We start from the raw sequence: 17,868 nt of genomic DNA, 5'->3' as shown, positions 1-17,868 counted from the left end.
TCGGGGCCAGAGGCGCCAGGAGACGACGCCTCATGCACAGGCCGGATATATGGCAGCAACCTGTTCCTGCATCGATGACCGAAGCCTTGCAAGCAGGGAGGAGACCATATATGGGTTCACAGCGCCCCCGCGGAAGGCTATTGCGTTCCACTCAGAGCTAAGGCGTGTTCTTATAACCCATGAAAACTTTTGATCCACTCAACAAAACAGTCATCGTTAAGATAGTGCTCAAGAATCGAGAAGTGATCGACGTCGGGGATTAGCTGCTGAGTAACTGTTTGGCCTTGCTCGCTCAAATGCTCGCTGTAGGCGCTCATCTGGCACTCAAACTCTTTTGACTCCAGACCCCCTGCTACTAGTTTCACCGCAGCTCCCACTCGGCACGGCAGCCATAGCGGGCTGAACTCCTGCACATCGCGACCGGTTAGCTGAAGCTTGGGCTGCAGCCACGACCAGGGGAAAGGCCGCAGATCGTAGAGTCCGCTCACACATAGCGCGCCGCGAATCAGTTGGTTCGATAAGCCAAAGGTGCCCTCCCAGTCCGTTGACATCAGCATGGCGCAGAGATGCCCACCTGCCGAATGCCCCGAAATACTCAACTGTTCAGGATCAACACCTAGCTCAGCGGCATGGGTGTAAACATAGGCCACGGCAGCCTGAGCCTGACGTACAATCTCGCTAAAGCGTACTTGCGGACAGAGCGCATAGTTGACCACTGCCACCGTGATACCGGCTTTGACCAAGTCATCAACGATAAAGCTAAATTCACGATGACTCAGCGAGCGCCAGTAGCCCCCATGGAAAAATACGTGAACAGGGGCTTGGGGCTTATCGACATGAGATGCATCGGCATGAAAGATATCCATGCGTTCAGTAAGCGAATGCCCGTAAGGGACATCTAGACTTACCCGGTGGCGTGTGCGCGAGGTCTCGCTACGCTCACGCCAATCCTTTACCAACACCGCCGGGTCGCGACCTATCATCGGGTCGTAGGCACGATCGATCTCTTCTTGAGTCGCAAAATGTTGATAAAGCATGTCGCACTCCTTATCGCTGACGCCCTACTAACCCCGGCTTTTCATCAACAGCATACGCAGCGGCGCGATTGCCAGAATGGCAAAACCGATCAACGTCCAGGCAGGTAGTGAGAGGCCTAACAAGGAAAAATCGATATTGGCGCACTCGCCAGACCCCGTTAGCACCATGGCAACGACGTCCTGCATGGGCAGAATATCCATCATGTAATCCAGCCCTGGGCCGCAGGAAGGTACTTCATCTGCGGGCAAGCCTTGTAGCCACACATGCCGCCCGGCGATAAAGGCGCCCGTTCCCACCGCGACCAACGCCAGCAGCCCGTAAACAACTTTACCAACCCGCCCTGCCGGGCTATGGATAGCGGCTATGGCAAATACGATGCCCGCAGCGATCACCGCCACACGCTGAAAGATGCACAGAGGGCAGGGTTCATAACCGCCGATGTGTTCGAGGCCCAGGGCCACCGCCATCATTAACACGCAGAAGGCTAAACCGGCCAAAGCCACCGAGCGAAAGGAGTGCAGAATCATTGACGAACCTCAGTTGGCAGCGCCGAAAGAGCGCGGGACTCACGCGCTTTGGTGAAGTAGACCTGTAAAAATTCTTCAAAGGTCTCCTGGTCAGCGGCTTCTATATCGTGCTGTTGCTGGTGAGAGGTCTCAATCAACTGAGCTAACAGTGCTTCCCGACAGCGCTGCATGGGGGCAGCTTTTAGCTGCTCCGCCTGTTCTTTGGCCAGACTAAGCATCAAATCACTTAGCGAGCCGCCGTTCGCTTTGAGACGCTCTAGCACTTGGGCAGAGGGCGTAAGCGAAGGGTCTGCCAGGCGTGGCGCAAGGCTTGCCAAGGCATCGGCATGCGGTGTTCCCTCCTCGACAGCATCCAGCAGGCGGGCGACTTCGCCCATCTCGGCAAATATCTGCTCGCCCCACTCACGCACCGAGGTGGTTTCACCGTGGTTGAATAACTGAAGTTCCGGGTCGCGACCACGCTCAACCACCCAGCGACGGTTGTCATCCAGACGATCGCACTCTTCGTCGGAGATCCACGGGCTGTCGCTAAGCAGACACCACATCAAAAAGGTATCTACAAAGCGCATCTGCTCTTCAGTCACGCCAAGGGGGTCGAAGGGATTGAGATCCAAGCAGCGTACTTCAATGTATTCCACGCCGCGGGCTTCAAGGGCCTGGCTGGGCGTTTCATTATGCTTGGCGACCCGCTTGGGGCGAATGTCGCTGTAGTATTCGTTTTCGATTTGGAGAATATTGGCGTTCAGCTGGCGCCACTCGCCACCCTCATTTACACCCATTTTTTCATAGTCGGGCCACGGTGAAGAGATGGCGTGACGTAGGGTGTTAACGTAGTTTGAGAGCGAGTTAAAACAGATTTTAAGCTGCGACTGCACCTTGTTCTGGTAGCCCAGATCCGACATACGTAACGTCGTCGCGTAAGGCGCGTAGTAGGTATCGTCGCTTAGGGAGTGCAGCTTTTCAGGCACTTTTTTGTCGTCAGGCAAAAAGCTCTTATCAATGGCTGGTGATGCACCAAATAGATAAAGCAGTAACCAGCTATGGCGACGGAAGTGGCGAATCATGCCGAAATAGCGGGTGGAGCGGTAATCGTTGAACGGGATATTGGTGGCTTTCTCAAGCTCACGCAGGCCGTGCCACATATCATCCGGCAGCGATACGTTGTAGTGAACACCGGCAATCGCCTGCATGATACGGCCATAGCGCATGTCCAGCCCTTTACGGTAAACATGCTTCATGGTGCCGACGTTAGAGCTGCCGTAGTCGGCAATCGGCACGCTGTCATTGCCAGAAAGCCGAGAAGGCATGCTGCCGGGCCAGATCCACTCGTTTTCCAGGTGCTGGTAGGTAAAAGTGTGCAGATCAGACAGAAAACACAGCGCTTCACCCGGCTGGGAGTAAACCGGCGTGATGTACTCTAACAGTGACTCTGAGTAATCAGTAGTGATATGCGGATGAGTTAACTTGGAGCCCAGCGCGTGCGGGTGCGGCGTTTGCGCAATGTGCCCATCGGCATTGACCCGCAGCCCCTCTTTTTCAAGCCCACGACGCAGGCGGCCCAACCGACCAAGGCGCGCACTGGGTATCAGGCGCTCGACTTGCGCAGTCAGCGCAGATGGCACAGTGAGTGGTTCAGGCAAGGTGAACACTCCTTGTCAGTAAAGCCCGCCGTGAGCGGGCTTTGGTGTAGTCAGGTGGCATCGCCATCATCGTTATTTCAAAATTGAAAACAGGATATGGCGGCAACCATGGTTTTTTCAAGCTACCGTTTTTTTCAAGCTACCGTTTTTTTCAAGCTACCGTTTCTTTCAAGGCGCGTGGCTATTTGCCGCTACGCGCTTTTAGTAACGCAGCGCCTAGGGCGCCCATGGGGGCCTCGTCAGGCTTAGCGCTGTTACGTTGGTTCCGAGACGGCTTGCGGTTGGTGTTACGCTGATCTTTAGGCGAGCCATTGTTCTTATTAGCATCGTTCTTATTAGCCGCGTTTTCAGCCTCTGGCTGATCATCCAGACGCATCGACAGGCCTACCCGCTTGCGGGGAATATCCACGCTCATGACTTTAACGGTGACGATGTCTCCCGCCTTGACCACACTGCGCGGGTCGTCGATAAAGCGATCCGATAGCGCCGAGATATGCACCAGGCCATCCTGATGGACGCCAATATCCACAAAAGCGCCGAAGTGCGTGACGTTGGTCACGGTACCTTCGAGCACCATGCCGAGCTTGAGATCGTTGAGGGTTTCGACCCCTTCGCGGAACTCAGCGGCCTTGAACTCAGGACGCGGGTCGCGGCCGGGCTTATCCAGTTCTTTTAGAATGTCGCTGACCGTGGGCACGCCGAAACGCTCATCGGCGAAATCGGCGGGCTTTAACGTTTTCAGCGCAGCGCTATCGCCAATCAAGCCGCGTACTTCACGGCCGCTCTGCTTAGCAATACGCTCTACCAGTGGGTAGGCTTCCGGGTGAACCGCGCTGGCATCCAAGGGGTTGTCGGCATTATGGATACGCAAGAAGCCGGCGCACTGCTCAAAGGTTTTGGCGCCCAGGCGACTCACTTCTAACAGCTCTTTACGGCTTTTAAAGGCGCCTTTAACGTTGCGCTGGGCAACGATATTTTCGGCTAGGGCAGTACTCAGCCCGGCTACCCGAGAGAGCAGTGCGCTGGAAGCGGTGTTGAGATCGACGCCCACGGCGTTAACGCAGTCTTCAATGACTACTTCAAGGCTACGCGACAACTGCACCTGGGAAACATCGTGCTGATACTGACCCACACCGATAGACTTGGGTTCGATTTTGACAAGCTCGGCCAGCGGATCCTGCAAGCGTCGGGCAATAGAGACAGCACCACGCACCGTAACATCGAGATCGGGCATTTCACGTGAGGCATATTCAGAAGCGGAATACACGGAGGCACCTGCTTCAGAAACCATCACTTTACTTAGCCGATGGGCGGGCGCCAGCGCCTTGAGCAGTTCACCCGCCAGCTTATCGGTTTCCCGGCTGGCGGTGCCGTTGCCTACGGCAATCAGCTCGACGCCGTGCTGTTTCACCAACTTAGCCAGCACGTTCAAGGCGGCGTCCCATTGGTTTTGCGGCGCGTGAGGATAGATAGTCGTGTGGTCGACAAACTGCCCGGTGGCATCAACCACCGCGACCTTACAGCCGGTGCGCTGGCCGGGGTCGATGGCTAGGGTGACTTTTTGCCCCGCTGGGGCAGCCAGCAGCAGGTCTTTAAGATTGGCCGCGAACACTTCAATCGCCGTTAATTCAGCCTGTTCGCGTAGGCGCCCCAGCAGCTCGGTTTCCAGAGCGGTGTAGAGCTTTACACGCCACGTCCAGCGCACCACTTCGGCTAACCATTTATCCGCCGGGCGGCCTTGATCGCTGATGCCGAACTGTTTGGCAATCGCGACTTGAGCGGGGTGGACGGGGGCTTCCTCTTCGCCGGGCAGCCGAATCGACAGGCTTAGCACGCCTTCGTTGCGCGCCCGGAACATGGCCAGGGCGCGGTGTGACGGTGCTTTGGCGAGTTTTTCATCGTGCTCGAAATAGTCGGAGAACTTGGCCCCCTCCTGCTGTTTGCCATCCAGCACCCGGGCACTTAGCTCGCCCTCTTGCCATAGCCGCTCACGCAGTTGGCCAATCAGTTCGGGGTCTTCAGCGAAACGCTCCATCAATATCTGCTTGGCGCCATCCAGGGCAGCCTTGGCATCTTCAATGGCGGGGATATCGCCATCTGCCGGGCGCAGATAGTTGGCGGCTTCGCTTTCAGGGTCAAGGCTTGGGTCGGCAAGCAGCGCATCCGCTAGCGGCTCTAACCCTGCTTCGCGGGCAATCTGTGCTTTGGTGCGGCGCTTTTTCTTGAACGGCAGGTAGAGATCTTCCAGGCGCTGCTTGGTCTCGGCGGCGTCAATACTGGCTTTCAGCGTGGCATCGAGCTTGCCCTGCTCGTCTATGGCGGCGAGTACTGCGGCGCGGCGCTCTTCTAGCTCGCGCAGGTAACGCAGGCGTTCATCTAACTGGCGCAGCTGGATATCGTCCAGCGCGCCGGTGACTTCTTTACGATAGCGGGCAATAAACGGCACGGTGGCGCCACCGTCCAGTAGCTCCACCGTGGCTGAGACCTGCTCAGGACGTACACCTAACTCAGTGGCCAAGCGGGAAATAATACGCTGATTGACATCCATAAATTGCAACTAACTCATGCAGCATTTTTTAGTGCCAACAAGGTATCACAAACCCGCCACGGCTGGCATGACCTTAAACCTGGCCCTGAAAACATAGCCCTGAGATCGCTTGCTAGCGGCGCCAGCCGCGGTCATCCCAAAACGGTCGATGCGATTCGCGTTGAACGGCTTCGCGGCTAAGGCCAATATCTTTCAGCATGTCGTCGCTTAGATGGCGCAGCGCATAGCGCTCGCGACGCAGTTGACGCCAGCGATAAAGCCTTTCCCGCCAGGTTACTTTGCTACCACACTGCTGCGCCTGTCGATGCTGCGCGTTTTGATGAGTTGCGACTGAGCACTCCATTTCAAACTCCTCTAGCCGCTTAACACGGCCTATCAAATAAGCGTTGAAAGAAGTATTGAGCAACAACTACAATCAATCCAACGAATACTCCTTATGAACAACATCAACAAGATTGATCTCTATGGCGACGCTACCCACCATCGATCACGAGCTGCTACGTACCTTTGTTGCCATCGTTGACCAAAGCGGCTTTACCCGTGCGGCCCAAACAGTGAACCGCACGCAATCCGCCGTGAGCATGCAAATTAAGCGGCTGGAAGAGGACGTTATTCAGCGTCCGTTGTTTGTGCGCCAAAGCAAACCGCTGCAATTGACCAGCGAAGGCCATACGCTGCTGGGCTATGCGCGCAAAATTCTATCGCTGCAGGGAGAGGCGCTGACGCTGCTACGCCAGCCCGATATGGTGGGTCGTGTGCGCCTGGGTGTACCGGATGACTATGTAATGCGTTTTCTGCCCGGCATTCTGAAAACCTTTTCCCAAGCCTGGCCGCTGGTGGATGTAGATGTGCATTGCGCGCCTTCTTCGGTACTCTCCCAGCAGCCCAAAGACAGCCTGGATCTGATCATCATGACGCGGGAGATAGGCGACGAGATTGGCACTATATTAAGGCGGGAAGCGACGGTATGGGTCTCAGCTGAGAGCCATAGCAGTCATTTGCAGTCGCCGGTACCCCTTGCCATGTTTGAGGCACCCTGCTTCTGTCGTCGCCACGCCTGCAATGCGCTTGACCGTGCAGGCCGGGCCTATCGAGTTGCTTATAGCAGCCCCAGCCTGGCGACATTGCAGGCAGTTGTAGGGGCGGGGTTGGCCGTTTCTGCCTGGATGCATAGCCTGGTCACTGCCGATATGCAGATATTGGGCACCAAGGAAGGTTTCCCCGATTTGCCGGAAGCATCCATCATTTTGCAGCGCACCTCCTCCACCCAATCACCCATTATTGATAGCTTGGCCGAGCATATTGTTGAAGGGTTTAGGCTTTGATCGGCTAGAGGCGACGGAACGGCGCCCAATGACACTTCAGCCTAACCCCGGCACCGCTTCGCGATGCTTTCGCCCCGGGCCGCCGCTGTGGGTGCGCTCCGCTTACCACGCGCTACGAAAACCTACCGATTCAGCTGCTTGCCTGCACTTGTAGCGCGTGGTAACGAGAACGCGAGTTCAGCGAGCGTTTGAGGCACCCGCGGGAGGCGTCGGAACGACGCCCGGTGGCACCACGCCAACCCTGGCACCGCTTCGCGATGCTTCCGCGCCGGGCCGCCGCTGCGGGTGCACAGGAGGATTACCACGCGCTACTAAATCTCGCATCCACTAAAATAGCGTTGTGCGGATCTGCACGGTTGCATCATCAACTGATGTTTTTGGGCATTGGCGACAATGCTTCACCATTTTTTGGTTGATAGAGGCAGGCGCGATCCAGCTGTGAGAGGCTGGTCAGGCCGAGCAGCGCCATATTGCGCTCAATCTCTCGCTGTAAAAGGTCGGCGATATGCTCTACCCCGGCCTGCCCCGCGCAGGCGGCGGCGTAGTTGAAGGGGCGCCCGACAAAGACAAAATCAGCCCCTAGCGCCAGCGCTTTAATCACATCGGTGCCTCGCCGGAAGCCGCTGTCGATCATAATCGGAATATCGCTAACGCGACGCTTAATTTCTGGCAGTACCTGGAGCGGGGAGATGGTGCAATCCAACTGGCGGGCACCATGGTTGGAAAGGATAATGCCGTCGACGCCCGCCTGCTGAGCACGTACCGCATCCTCAGGGTTAAGCACGCCTTTAACGATCAAGACATCGGGCCATAGTCGCCGCACTAGATCGAGGTAGCCCCAGTCAAAATGGCGCCGCCCCGAAAAATCCCGTGCGGCTTGGCGAGATATGACTGGGGCGCCCCGCTCGGCGTAATTGTTTTCGAAGTGCGGCATGCCGTGCTTCCACAAGGTGCGTAGAAAGGTATTGCATAGCCAGCCTGGGCGCACCAACCCATCGAACGCTAAACGCAGGCTTGGTTCCAGCGGCGAGGAAAAGCCGGAGCGGCGAAGATGCTCGGGGTTGGGGGGAACCGGGTAATCGAGCGTTACCACCAGCTTCTTAAAGCCTGCCCGGTGGATACGCGCAAGCAGCGCTTCGATACCTTCGGGGGTTCCCGGCAGATACGCCTGAAACCAGTCGGCGCCCTCCACTTTGGCCACCTCTTCCATGGGTACCAGCGAAGATCCACTCATAATCATTGGCAGGTTACGCGCCGCCGCTGCACGCGCCAGCACTAAGTCCCCCTGGTAAGTCGAGAGCGCACTAATCCCCATGGGGGCAATACCGAAAGGCACGGCGTAGCGTTTGCCATAAAGCTCTATGTGCAGATCAATTTGCGCAACGTTAACAAACGCTTTAGGCAAGAATTGGTACTCATCAAAAGCGGTCAGGTTCGTGCGCTGGGTTCGTCCATCCTCGGCGACATGATCGATATAGCCAAAAATTGGCCTGGGCAGCTTGCGCCGTGCCAGCCGCTCAACATCGTGTAGATTATGAATACTGGCAAGTTTTTTTTGAGTCCAGAAATTCACGTTAGGCTCCTTAGCTTTTTCAATCACGCACCTTCAACCACGCACCGCCGATAGCCAAAAAACGCTGTCAAAAAAATGGGGCAGTGCCGTAGCGCTGCCCCATTATAAGTGCTTAGCTCAACTGAATCTTAGCCTAGCTGAGGGCCCGCCTTAATGATTGCTTCGTTGACGCCTTCGAATTTCTTGAAGTTATCGACGAATTTGGTCGCTAAGTCTTTGAGGTGGCGGTCGTAGGCATCACGGTCTTGCCAGGTTTCACGCGGGTCGAGGAGGCTGGAATCGACGCCTGGCACGGCGATGGGAACTTGCAGATTAAGGCCGTCGATATGCTTGGTATCGATGTCGCGCAGCACGCCGGACTGAATCGCACTGATGATGGCGCGGGTGGTCGGGATAGAGAAGCGTGCACCACCTTCACCAAAAGCACCACCAGTCCAGCCAGTGTTAACCAGGTAGACCTGGGCGTCTTTTTTCTCGACACGCTTGATCAGCAGGTCTGCGTACTCACGGGCAGGACGAGGGAAGAACGGGGCACCGAAACAGGTAGAGAACGTTGCCGCCAGGCCTTCAGAAGAGCCCATTTCGGTAGAGCCCACTTTGGCGGTGTAGCCTGATAGGAAGTGGTACGCCGCGGCTTCTTTGGAAAGAACCGACACCGGGGGCAGTACGCCGGACATATCGCAGGTCAGGAATACGATGGCATTCGGCTCGCCAGCCAGATTTTCCGCTACGCGCTTCTCAACGTGCTCTAGCGGGTAAGCGGCGCGGGAGTTCTGGGTCAGGCTGTCGTCGGCGTAGTCAGGCTCACGGCGGTCATCCAGCACCACGTTTTCCAGTACGGTGCCAAACTTGATGGCGTTCCAGATAACCGGCTCGTTCTTCTCGGAAAGATCGATACATTTGGCGTAGCAGCCGCCTTCCATATTGAAGACAATGCCGTCACCCCAGGCATGCTCATCGTCACCGATCAAAAAGCGCGCCTGATCCGCAGAAAGCGTGGTCTTACCGGTACCGGAGAGGCCGAAGAAGAGGCAGGTTTCACCATCTTCACCCACGTTCGCCGAGCAGTGCATGGGGAGTACATCGGCGGCTGGCAGCAGGAAGTTCTGCACCGAGAACATGGCTTTCTTCATCTCGCCAGCATAGCGCATGCCCGCGATAAGCACTTTTTTATCCGCGAAGTTGATGATCACGCAGCCATCAGAGTTGGTGCCGTCGCGGGCAGGATCGCACTCAAAGCCTGCGGCGTTAACAATTGTCCACTCGTCTTTAACCGCTGGGTTGTAAGCCTGGGGGCGAACAAACATGGTACGGCCAAACAGATTTTGCCACGCAGTTTCGGTGGTGACGCGCACCGGCAGGTAGTGAGTGGAATCACTGCCCACGTGCAGTTCAGAGACAAAATGCTCCTGGCTGACCAAGTAGGCATTAACCCGATCCCACAGGGCGTTGAACTTGGCGGCGTCGAAGGGCTGGTTAACGTTACCCCAATCGATTTGGCTGCTAGTGGAGGGCTCGTCGACGATATAACGGTCTTTCGGTGAACGGCCGGTACGCAGGCCGGTATTGACTACCAAGGCGCCGTTGGCTGAGAGGCGGCCTTCGCCACGTGCCACTGCGCGCTCGATCAGTTCGGCGCTGCTGAGATTAACGTGGGATTGGGGAGCGGCTTGAGTCGTGGTCATGTCGATTCCTGGGCTTCTCTCGATTTACCGGGCGTCACCGACGCCTTAATGTTCATCCCAGCCACTGAAAAACCGGCTGGGCGCGCTGAAGTCCGGCGCATTATGGCAAAAAGAAAGCCCCCAGGAAACGGGGGCGAAGATCAAATATCTTGTAGTTAAACTACTACAAAGGCACTACATTTTGTGTTGCAACGCAGTAAAAATTCAAACAGCCGTTTGCAAGAATCGCCAAAATCATTGAATACAATGGCGCTCCTAGTACGACGGGTAGTCGCCCTGACACACGCTTTCGACTACATAGTTAATGAATAGTGGGCGACGGCGCTTCGGGGTCGTCCAACAAAGTTTCAATATCCGCTGCTGTGTAGTGATATTTCGTGTGGCAAAAGTGGCATTGGGTATCAATAGCCCCCTGTTCGTGCAAAATATCGCGCAGTTCTTCCTTACCCAGCGAGTGTAATGCGTAGCTCATGCGTTCCCGTGAGCAGGTGCAGCCAAAGCGCAGCGCCTTGGGTTCAAAAACGCGCACGGTCTCTTCGTGATAAAGGCGGTATAGCACCTCACGCTGCTCAAGACCCAGCAGCTCTTCTGTTTTAATCGTATCGGCTAGTTGTACGCTGCGATCCCAGGCATCGACATCCTGGTTTTGTGACTCTTCTGGCAACCGCTGTAGCAGTAACCCACCCGCTCGTTTTTCATCAGCTGCCAACCAAAGGCGGGTTGGTAGCTGCTCGGATTGGCTGAAATAGGCTTCCAAACAGCCGCCCAGAGACTCTTGATCCAGCGCCACGATGCCTTGATAGCGATTACCTTCGCGGGGGTCGAGGGTAATCACGATCTGCCCTTCGCCGACCAGTTCGCGAAAGCTGGCATGTTCGCTGGGCAGCGCGGCGTCTTCCGCTATGCGGGCAATCGCTCGCAGTTCACCACCGGGGTTGGATTCGGCCATCAAGAGTGACAGAACGCCGCGTCCACGTACTTCGATACTCAGCGTGCCATCCAACTTGACCGTGTCGGTGAGCAGCGCCACAGCGGCTAATAGTTCGCCCAGCAGTTCATTGACGGCCGGTGGGTAAGCGTGGCGATCCAACACTTCGTGATAGGCGGCCGCCAGGGTGACGATCTCGCCGCGGACATTGGTGTGATCGAACATAAAGCGTTGAATTTGATCGGACATAGTCGGAAAACCTAATATTAATTAAGACGTTGACGGTGGCTAGATAAAGGAGGGTTAGATAAAGCGGGCTTATTCGCCCTGGTTTCGCTGAAAACGCTGGATATCACGGCGCTGCTTTTTGTCGGGGCGTTTAAGGGGATGCTGCATCGCCTCGTTCGTGAGGCGCCTTGCTTCGGCCTCTTTAGCACGACGCTGCACGCTCTCTTCGGTTTCCGCATACAGCGTGCGCGCTTCTGGCGCGCCGCGGCGTTGATCAGAGAGGGATAATACTTCTACCTCCAAAATCTCCCAGCCCTGGGGCACGCGAATCAGCGCACCGAGTTCCACCTGCTTGCTGGTTTTAGCGCGACCGCCGTTGTAATTTACTTTCCCACCCTCGATGGCTTTTTTGGCCAGCGCGCGGGTCTTAAAAAAACGCGCGGCCCAGAGCCATTTGTCCAAGCGTACGCTTTCGCTCATTTAGGCACTCCTTGGATTTCAGACAATGGCTCAGGCAACTGTTCAGGCAGCAGGTGAGCAAAGCGGTCGAGGGCTATAAATTCCTGTAGCTCTTTCTCAGGCCGCTGGCTATCGGGCTGTTTAATACCCAGCAAATGCTTGATACCAAATTCGCGAGCGCTCTCTAGCACCCGGACATTGTCATCGATAAACAGCGTGCGCGCGGGATCAAAGGCTTCCATCTCCTGCAAAGCAAACCAGAACGCCTGCTCCTCTTTGGCTGCTCCCACGTCCTCGGAAGAGACAATAGCGTCCAGATAGCTCTCCAAGCCGGTGAGCGGTAGCTTCAAGGCAAGGCTTGCACGATCGGCATTGGTGGCGAGTATTACCCTCGGGTGGGCCTGTTTTAGCCATTTGAGGAAATCCAGCGCGTCACTGCGCAGGCCAATCAGGTGCTGGACTTCGCGCTTCAACGCCACAATATCCACGCCTAATTCGCGGCTCCAGTACGCCAGACTGTACCAGTTCAGGGTGCCCTGCTCGCCAATAATGCGTGCGCGCAGCGCTTCCTGGGAGGCTTCATCCAACTGGTGCAGTTCTCGGTAGCGTCTTGGCAGGTGCTCCAGCCAAAAGTGGCTGTCGAAGTGTAAATCCAGCAGCGTGCCGTCCATATCCAAGAGGACGGTGTCTATCTCGCGCCAATCAATCATTGCCGCTCCAGTCACGTTAGGAGTAAGCGTGCTATTGTAGCTTAACCGCCTTTTACCAGCCATGGAGGCCCACTTTTATGTCTACTCTGCCCCCAACGCGTCCCATCTTCAATAACTCAGAAGATGGCAGCGTTAAGCGCTCCGATTATCAGCAAAAGCCGCAGATTTTGGCTCGCAAAAGCGTGGCCCAAAGCCGTTTATTCCAGATTGAGTCACTTGATTTGCGTTTCTCTAATGGGGAAGAGCGCCAATTTGAGCGTTTAACCGGCGCTGACCGCGGTGCGGTGATGATGGTGGCGATGCCCGACCCCGACCACGTGCTGCTGATCCGCGAATATGCCGCGGGGTTTGAAGATTATGTGCTTACTCTGCCAAAGGGGTTGGTCGACCCCGGTGAAGATATTATTACCGCGGCCAACCGCGAGTTAATGGAAGAGTGTGGCGTTGGCGCGCACCGTATTGAACCGCTGGTCGAGCTTTCGTTGGCGCCCAACTATATGCGCCACCGCATGCAAGTACTCCTCGCCACCGACCTTTACCCCAAGCGACTGCCGGGAGATGAACCCGAGCCGTTAATTGTGGAAACCCATGCCATCGAGGAGCTCCCGGCCTTACTACTGCGCGAGGATTTCCACGAAGCCCGCGCCATCGCCGCGCTCTATATCGCCCGGGACAGGTTGCGGGAAGAGAAACGTAATAACGAGCCGGATTTGCTTTGATTGGGTGGTGAAGAGTAAGTGGTAAGGTGTTAGTGCTGTTTTGGGCCACTCCACTGTCGAGGAGTTTGTACTATACCCACTATGCACTTAAACCATGTCGATCTGCTTTCGCATCAGCATAGATGCGCGTTTGCAGTGGCAGCAGCGCCTTGCGAAGCGAAATTGTAGTATCGGTTAGCCCCCATCGCTGGCTAGGAGAATACCTGCCTTGGGGACGTACATCTTCATCCCCCAGCAACTGATGGTGGTATCGACGGGTCAACTGCTGCAGATGTCGTGCAGTATCTCGGCAGCAGACAGGATACTGGCTAAGCAATTCAAGCACACAAAGTGAACGCTGAAATGCCTCACGAGGCATCATGTGACGGAGTGCCTCGAGCTCAGCCCACGTTGGCCGATACCCTTTATACCAGATGGATTCTGCAAGTCGCTTAACGTCCTCAACCGCCTTTTCAAGCGAGCAAACCCCCACTCGGTATAGCAGTTTGCGCTTAACAGAAGCTTCCATAATTAACCCCAGTTACCATGATAGTCTTCTAGCATCACCTTAAGGTTACCCAGAATGCGAGTTTCATCACCCACATAGTAGCTTATTGCTTCTCGAGCTAACCGTTCAAATTCTTCGATGTTTATATAAGGGAGCTGCAGCAACGTTTGGATATCATTTTGATCACGGTCACCAAAACGGCCAAGTTTGGTAATTGCCACATCAAGCGCACTTGCGACGTAGACTTCTACGTTGGGGACATTGCTTTGTGCCACCAAGCGAATGACGCGATCCTCGTAATCTTCGTGTAGAGGAGCCAACGTCGTATTGAAGCTAGCATCTAGCTCTAGCATTTGCACCACACCATCTTCATTGGTGAACACATAGGTGTCTTCATCCAGAAGCGCCACGATATCGGCTTTTTTGGCCAAACCATGTGATGCAACCTCGGCGTCTATATCCGCACTTCCTCGCGCTTGAGAATGAATGTGAACCGCGCAGCCTCCAAATACAATCACTTGAAATATGCCTTTCTCGCCACTTGCATACACAGGCCCAAGCACATCAAAAAACTCGACGAGCGCACGCCCTAACGCTGTACTGGGCTCAATTATTGGGTATTCACCAGGTTCTATCGGCATGTTTCCCCCTAAAAAGCCCGTAACGAACACTGCAACAGCGATTGGGACTAGCTTAACAAACCTAATGGTAGTAGTGATCTCTAACCCAGGCACCGCTGCGCGCTGCTTTCGCGCCGGGCCGCCGCTGCGGGTGCGCTGACGCTTACGCCACGCTACGAAACCCAAAGATTCAGCTTCGAGCACGTACCGTAGCGCGTGGTAACGAATCTCGCGAGGCACGAGCGAATGAGGCACCCGCGGGAGGCGGCGGAACGACGCCCAATGGCATGGAACCAACCCCGGCACCGCTTCGCGCTGCTCCCGCGGGTGCGCTGACGCTTACGCCGCGCTACTAAACTAGGCACTCCAACCCCTCACGCCTCACGCCTCACATCAATGATTTTTCAATGCGATCCAGCGCCGTTGGCGGTGGCTGTCGAGGCCTGCTTCCAGCAGGGCCATTGAGCGCAAAGCGTCGTCGACGCTGACCGGTAGCGGCGCCTTATCGCGGATAGCAGCGGTGATACCTTGATAATACGCCAGATAATCGCCCGGCAGGGTTGGCAGCTCCCGACGCGTTAGCGGGGCGTTTTCCCCCTCGCCTTCGCGCAGCGTCAGGGTGCCGTGTTGAGTATCTTCGCCCCACTGGGATGTCGGCAATTCGCCTGCTTTTAAACGATCTTCTTGAGGGTCTAAGCCGTATTTTATGAAGCTGCCTTGGGTGCCATTGATCCGAAAGCGCGGCGTCGGTTCCGCCACCAGCGTGCCTGCTGCCAAAGTTACGCGAAAGCTTTCGTAGTCGAGCAGCGCCAGGAAGTCATCGTCAGCCTTGGCGCCATCCCGCAATGCGCCGAGTTCCAGCAGAATAGCCTGGGGCATACCAAACAGCTCGCAGGCTTGATCCAGCAGGTGTGGGCCTAGGTCATACCAGATGCCGCCACCGGGGGTGGCCTTCTCGCGCCAGCGGTCGCGAACTTCCGGGCGGAAGCGGTCAAAATGGGATTCAAAATTGACCAGCCGACCTAATGTCCCCGCCGCGAGCAGCTCTTTAATGGTCAGAAAATCGCTATCCCAACGGCGGTTGTGAAACACCGACAATAGGCACTCTTTGTCATCCGCCAACTTTTTGAGCAGCTTTGCTTCAGACAGCGAGACCGTAAAGGGTTTATCGACCACCACGTGCTTGCCCGCCGTTAGGGCTGCCTTGGCGAGCGAAAAGTGCGTGTCGTTAGGGGTTGGGATAACAATCAGATCAATGTCAGGACGCTGGCATAGCGCCAACGCTTGGCTCTCAACCTCAACATTGGGAAGTGACGCCTCTACCTTGGCAGCATCGCTTGACGACACGGCCACCAAATCCAGGCCTTCCGTGGCCTGGATCAGCGGTGCGTGGAAGGTTTGGCTAGCGAAACCGTAGCCAACTAATCCAACGTTAATAATCGCCTTCATTTGATTCCTTACTTGGGCCTGTTCCTGATTTAACTGCGTACATCAGTTGAGTGTATCAGTCGAGCTTGCTTAGATCTCGAACTGCCCCTTTATCAGCAGAGGTCGCCAACAGGGCATAAGCCTTAAGCGCTGGGGTGATCTTGCGGGGGCGCTGTTCGATGGGTTTCCAGGCAGTGACACCTTTGGCTTCCATTGCTTCGCGGCGAGCCGCCAGCTCAGCATCCGTCAGTTGGACGTTGATCGTCCGGTTGGGGATATCGATACGAATCAGGTCGCCCTGCTCGATCAATCCAATCGCGCCACCTGCCGCAGCTTCCGGAGAGACATGACCAATGGAGAGCCCGGAGGTGCCGCCCGAGAAGCGCCCATCGGTCAGCAGCGCACAGGCTTTGCCTAGCCCCTTGGATTTGAGATAAGACGTCGGATAGAGCATCTCCTGCATACCGGGGCCGCCTTTGGGGCCTTCGTAGCGAATTACCACTACATCGCCCGCTTTGACCTTGTCCGCCAGCACATCGGCGACAGCCTGATCCTGGGACTCCACCACATGGGCGGGGCCTTCAAACACCAGGATCGAGTCGTCGACACCGGCGGTTTTGACCACGCAGCCGTCCAGCGCGATATTGCCGTAGAGTACGGCCAAGCCGCCCTGCTGGGAGAAGGCGTGCTCAAGGTCGCGAATACAGCCGGTAGCGCGATCGCCATCCAGACTCGGCCAGCGGGCGCTTTGCGAGAACGCTGTTTGGGTGGGAACGCCCCCCGGCCCGGCTTTGAAAAACTCAACAACTTCCGCACTGGGCGAGCGCATGATATCCCACTCATCCAGCGCGGCTTTGAGGCTATCGCCATACACGGTGGGCACCGAAGTATCCAGCACCCCGGCACGATCTAGCTCGCCTAGAATGGCCATAATACCGCCGGCCCGATGAACGTCTTCGATATGGTACTTCTGGGTATTGGGCGCCACTTTGCACAGCTGAGGCACTTCACGGGAGAGGCGGTCGATATCCGCCATGGTGAAGTCCACCTCGGCTTCCTGGGCCGCCGCCAGGAAATGCAGAATCGTGTTGGTAGAGCCACCCATGGCGATATCCAGGGTCATGGCGTTTTTAAACGCCGCCTTGGAGGCAATGGCGCGGGGCAGCAGGTGCGCTTCTTCACCTTCGTAATAGCGTTTGGCCAGCTCAACAATGCGATGACCAGCGGTTTCAAATAGACGGCGGCGATCCGAGTGGGTCGCCAGCACGGTGCCGTTGCCGGGCAAGGCTAGACCCAACGCCTCGGTTAAACAGTTCATCGAGTTGGCGGTAAACATCCCCGAACAGCTGCCGCAGGTGGGGCAAGCGCTGCGCTCGACTTCCGCCAGGGTTTCATCGTCTACGCTGTCGTCGGCAGCCATGACCATGGCATCGACAAGATCCAGGCCGTGGTTGAGCAGCTTGGTTTTGCCCGCTTCCATGGGGCCGCCAGAAACGAAGATAACCGGAATATTGAGGCGCAGAGCGGCCATCAGCATTCCGGGGGTAATCTTGTCGCAGTTGGAAATACACACCAGCGCATCGGCGCAGTGGGCATTGCACATATACTCGACGCTGTCGGCGATGAGGTCGCGGCTAGGCAGCGAGTAGAGCATGCCGTCGTGGCCCATGGCGATACCGTCGTCTACCGCAATGGTATTGAACTCTTTGGCGACGCCACCGGCTTTCTCAATCTCACGTGCGACCAGTTGGCCCATATCCTTTAAGTGCACATGGCCCGGCACAAACTGGGTAAAGGAGTTGGCGACTGCAATAATCGGCTTTTGGAAATCACCGTCCTGCATACCCGTTGCGCGCCATAGCGCGCGGGCACCGGCCATGTTGCGGCCAGCGGTGGTGGTACGTGAGCGATACTCTGGCATGGCTTCCTCTACTCTCTACTTTTCACGTTCTG

At 56.3% G+C, this 17,868-nt stretch carries 15 protein-coding genes; 2 read left to right on the top strand and 13 right to left on the bottom strand.

Annotated features, from left to right (window positions below):
* Positions 1-170 precede the first annotated feature (170 nt).
* The 5 genes from QT231_RS13560 to QT231_RS13540 form a co-directional block, all read right to left on the bottom strand.
* Positions 171-1,037 (bottom strand): alpha/beta hydrolase, encoded by an 867-nt coding sequence (locus QT231_RS13560; protein ID WP_308337392.1) that lies wholly within the window; start codon positions 1,035-1,037, stop codon positions 171-173.
* A 27-nt stretch (positions 1,038-1,064) separates the two neighbouring features.
* Positions 1,065-1,565 (bottom strand): disulfide bond formation protein B, encoded by a 501-nt coding sequence (locus QT231_RS13555; protein ID WP_308337391.1) that lies wholly within the window; start codon positions 1,563-1,565, stop codon positions 1,065-1,067.
* Positions 1,562-3,205 (bottom strand): glutamate--cysteine ligase, encoded by a 1,644-nt coding sequence (gshA, locus tag QT231_RS13550; RefSeq protein WP_308337390.1) that lies wholly within the window; start codon positions 3,203-3,205, stop codon positions 1,562-1,564. Before gshA ends, QT231_RS13555 begins: the two co-directional genes overlap by 4 nt.
* A gap of 181 nt (positions 3,206-3,386) precedes the next feature.
* Entirely contained in the window at positions 3,387-5,753 is a 2,367-nt protein-coding gene (locus QT231_RS13545) for a Tex family protein (RefSeq protein WP_308337389.1), read from the bottom strand.
* 112 nt (positions 5,754-5,865) lie between these two features.
* Positions 5,866-6,096: a DUF1127 domain-containing protein gene (locus tag QT231_RS13540; protein WP_308337388.1), complete on the bottom strand. Its 231-nt coding sequence runs from the start codon at positions 6,094-6,096 to the stop codon at positions 5,866-5,868.
* Between the two features lie 121 nt (positions 6,097-6,217).
* On the opposite strand from QT231_RS13540, the gene QT231_RS13535 reads away from it, so the two are divergent.
* Positions 6,218-7,078 carry a LysR substrate-binding domain-containing protein gene (locus QT231_RS13535; RefSeq protein WP_308337387.1) on the top strand — a complete coding sequence of 287 codons (861 nt, stop codon included), beginning with the start codon at positions 6,218-6,220 and terminating at the stop codon, positions 7,076-7,078.
* A gap of 364 nt (positions 7,079-7,442) precedes the next feature.
* On the opposite strand, the gene QT231_RS13530 is transcribed toward QT231_RS13535, so the two are convergent.
* The 5 genes from QT231_RS13530 to yrfG form a co-directional block, all read right to left on the bottom strand.
* Positions 7,443-8,651: an alpha-hydroxy acid oxidase gene (locus tag QT231_RS13530; RefSeq protein WP_308337386.1), complete on the bottom strand. Its 1,209-nt coding sequence runs from the start codon at positions 8,649-8,651 to the stop codon at positions 7,443-7,445.
* A 128-nt stretch (positions 8,652-8,779) separates the two neighbouring features.
* Complete coding sequence (locus QT231_RS13525; protein ID WP_308337385.1) at positions 8,780-10,336, bottom strand: phosphoenolpyruvate carboxykinase; 1,557 nt, start codon at positions 10,334-10,336, stop codon at positions 8,780-8,782.
* A 301-nt stretch (positions 10,337-10,637) separates the two neighbouring features.
* Positions 10,638-11,513, bottom strand: coding sequence for an Hsp33 family molecular chaperone HslO (gene hslO / locus QT231_RS13520; protein WP_308337384.1), 876 nt, complete (start codon positions 11,511-11,513; stop codon positions 10,638-10,640).
* A gap of 69 nt (positions 11,514-11,582) precedes the next feature.
* On the bottom strand, positions 11,583-11,972 hold the full coding sequence (gene hslR, locus QT231_RS13515; RefSeq protein WP_308337383.1) for a ribosome-associated heat shock protein Hsp15: 390 nt from the start codon (positions 11,970-11,972) through the stop codon (positions 11,583-11,585).
* Positions 11,969-12,661: a GMP/IMP nucleotidase gene (gene yrfG / locus QT231_RS13510; RefSeq protein ID WP_308337382.1), complete on the bottom strand. Its 693-nt coding sequence runs from the start codon at positions 12,659-12,661 to the stop codon at positions 11,969-11,971. Before yrfG ends, hslR begins: the two co-directional genes overlap by 4 nt.
* A 77-nt stretch (positions 12,662-12,738) precedes the next feature.
* Here yrfG and nudE point away from each other — a divergent pair, with 77 nt between their 5' ends.
* Complete coding sequence (gene nudE / locus QT231_RS13505; protein ID WP_308337381.1) at positions 12,739-13,380, top strand: ADP compounds hydrolase NudE; 642 nt, start codon at positions 12,739-12,741, stop codon at positions 13,378-13,380.
* 510 nt (positions 13,381-13,890) lie between these two features.
* Here nudE and QT231_RS13500 read toward each other — a convergent pair.
* The 3 genes from QT231_RS13500 to ilvD all read right to left on the bottom strand — a co-directional run bounded on the left by QT231_RS13500 (position 13,891) and on the right by ilvD (position 17,836).
* Positions 13,891-14,508 carry a DUF6036 family nucleotidyltransferase gene (locus QT231_RS13500; RefSeq protein ID WP_308337380.1) on the bottom strand — a complete coding sequence of 206 codons (618 nt, stop codon included), beginning with the start codon at positions 14,506-14,508 and terminating at the stop codon, positions 13,891-13,893.
* Positions 14,509-14,880: 372 nt separating this feature from the next.
* On the bottom strand, positions 14,881-15,936 hold the full coding sequence (locus QT231_RS13495; RefSeq protein ID WP_308337379.1) for an oxidoreductase: 1,056 nt from the start codon (positions 15,934-15,936) through the stop codon (positions 14,881-14,883).
* Positions 15,937-15,991: 55 nt separating this feature from the next.
* Positions 15,992-17,836, bottom strand: coding sequence for a dihydroxy-acid dehydratase (gene ilvD, locus QT231_RS13490; RefSeq protein WP_308337378.1), 1,845 nt, complete (start codon positions 17,834-17,836; stop codon positions 15,992-15,994).
* Between the last annotated feature and the right edge of the window lie 32 nt (positions 17,837-17,868).

The organism is Halomonas sp. SpR1, from assembly GCF_031010175.1.
Lineage (GTDB): Bacteria > Pseudomonadota > Gammaproteobacteria > Pseudomonadales > Halomonadaceae > Vreelandella.
This window is presented reverse-complemented; position numbering and strand designations above follow the sequence as displayed.

Bases quoted from the DNA above. Each gene is read 5' to 3' on its own strand.
- QT231_RS13495 (WP_308337379.1), bottom strand. From the start codon at position 15,936: ATGAAGGCGATTATTAACGTTGGATTAGTTGGCTACGGTTTCGCTAGC.
- hslO (WP_308337384.1), bottom strand. From the start codon at position 11,513: ATGTCCGATCAAATTCAACGCTTTATGTTCGATCACACCAATGTCCGC.
- QT231_RS13525 (WP_308337385.1), bottom strand. From the start codon at position 10,336: ATGACCACGACTCAAGCCGCTCCCCAATCCCACGTTAATCTCAGCAGC.
- QT231_RS13560 (WP_308337392.1), bottom strand. From the start codon at position 1,037: ATGCTTTATCAACATTTTGCGACTCAAGAAGAGATCGATCGTGCCTAC.
- ilvD (WP_308337378.1), bottom strand. From the start codon at position 17,836: ATGCCAGAGTATCGCTCACGTACCACCACCGCTGGCCGCAACATGGCC.
- QT231_RS13545 (WP_308337389.1), bottom strand. From the start codon at position 5,753: ATGGATGTCAATCAGCGTATTATTTCCCGCTTGGCCACTGAGTTAGGT.
- QT231_RS13540 (WP_308337388.1), bottom strand. From the start codon at position 6,096: ATGGAGTGCTCAGTCGCAACTCATCAAAACGCGCAGCATCGACAGGCG.
- QT231_RS13555 (WP_308337391.1), bottom strand. From the start codon at position 1,565: ATGATTCTGCACTCCTTTCGCTCGGTGGCTTTGGCCGGTTTAGCCTTC.
- QT231_RS13500 (WP_308337380.1), bottom strand. From the start codon at position 14,508: ATGCCGATAGAACCTGGTGAATACCCAATAATTGAGCCCAGTACAGCG.
- QT231_RS13535 (WP_308337387.1), top strand. From the start codon at position 6,218: ATGGCGACGCTACCCACCATCGATCACGAGCTGCTACGTACCTTTGTT.
- hslR (WP_308337383.1), bottom strand. From the start codon at position 11,972: ATGAGCGAAAGCGTACGCTTGGACAAATGGCTCTGGGCCGCGCGTTTT.
- nudE (WP_308337381.1), top strand. From the start codon at position 12,739: ATGTCTACTCTGCCCCCAACGCGTCCCATCTTCAATAACTCAGAAGAT.
- yrfG (WP_308337382.1), bottom strand. From the start codon at position 12,661: ATGATTGATTGGCGCGAGATAGACACCGTCCTCTTGGATATGGACGGC.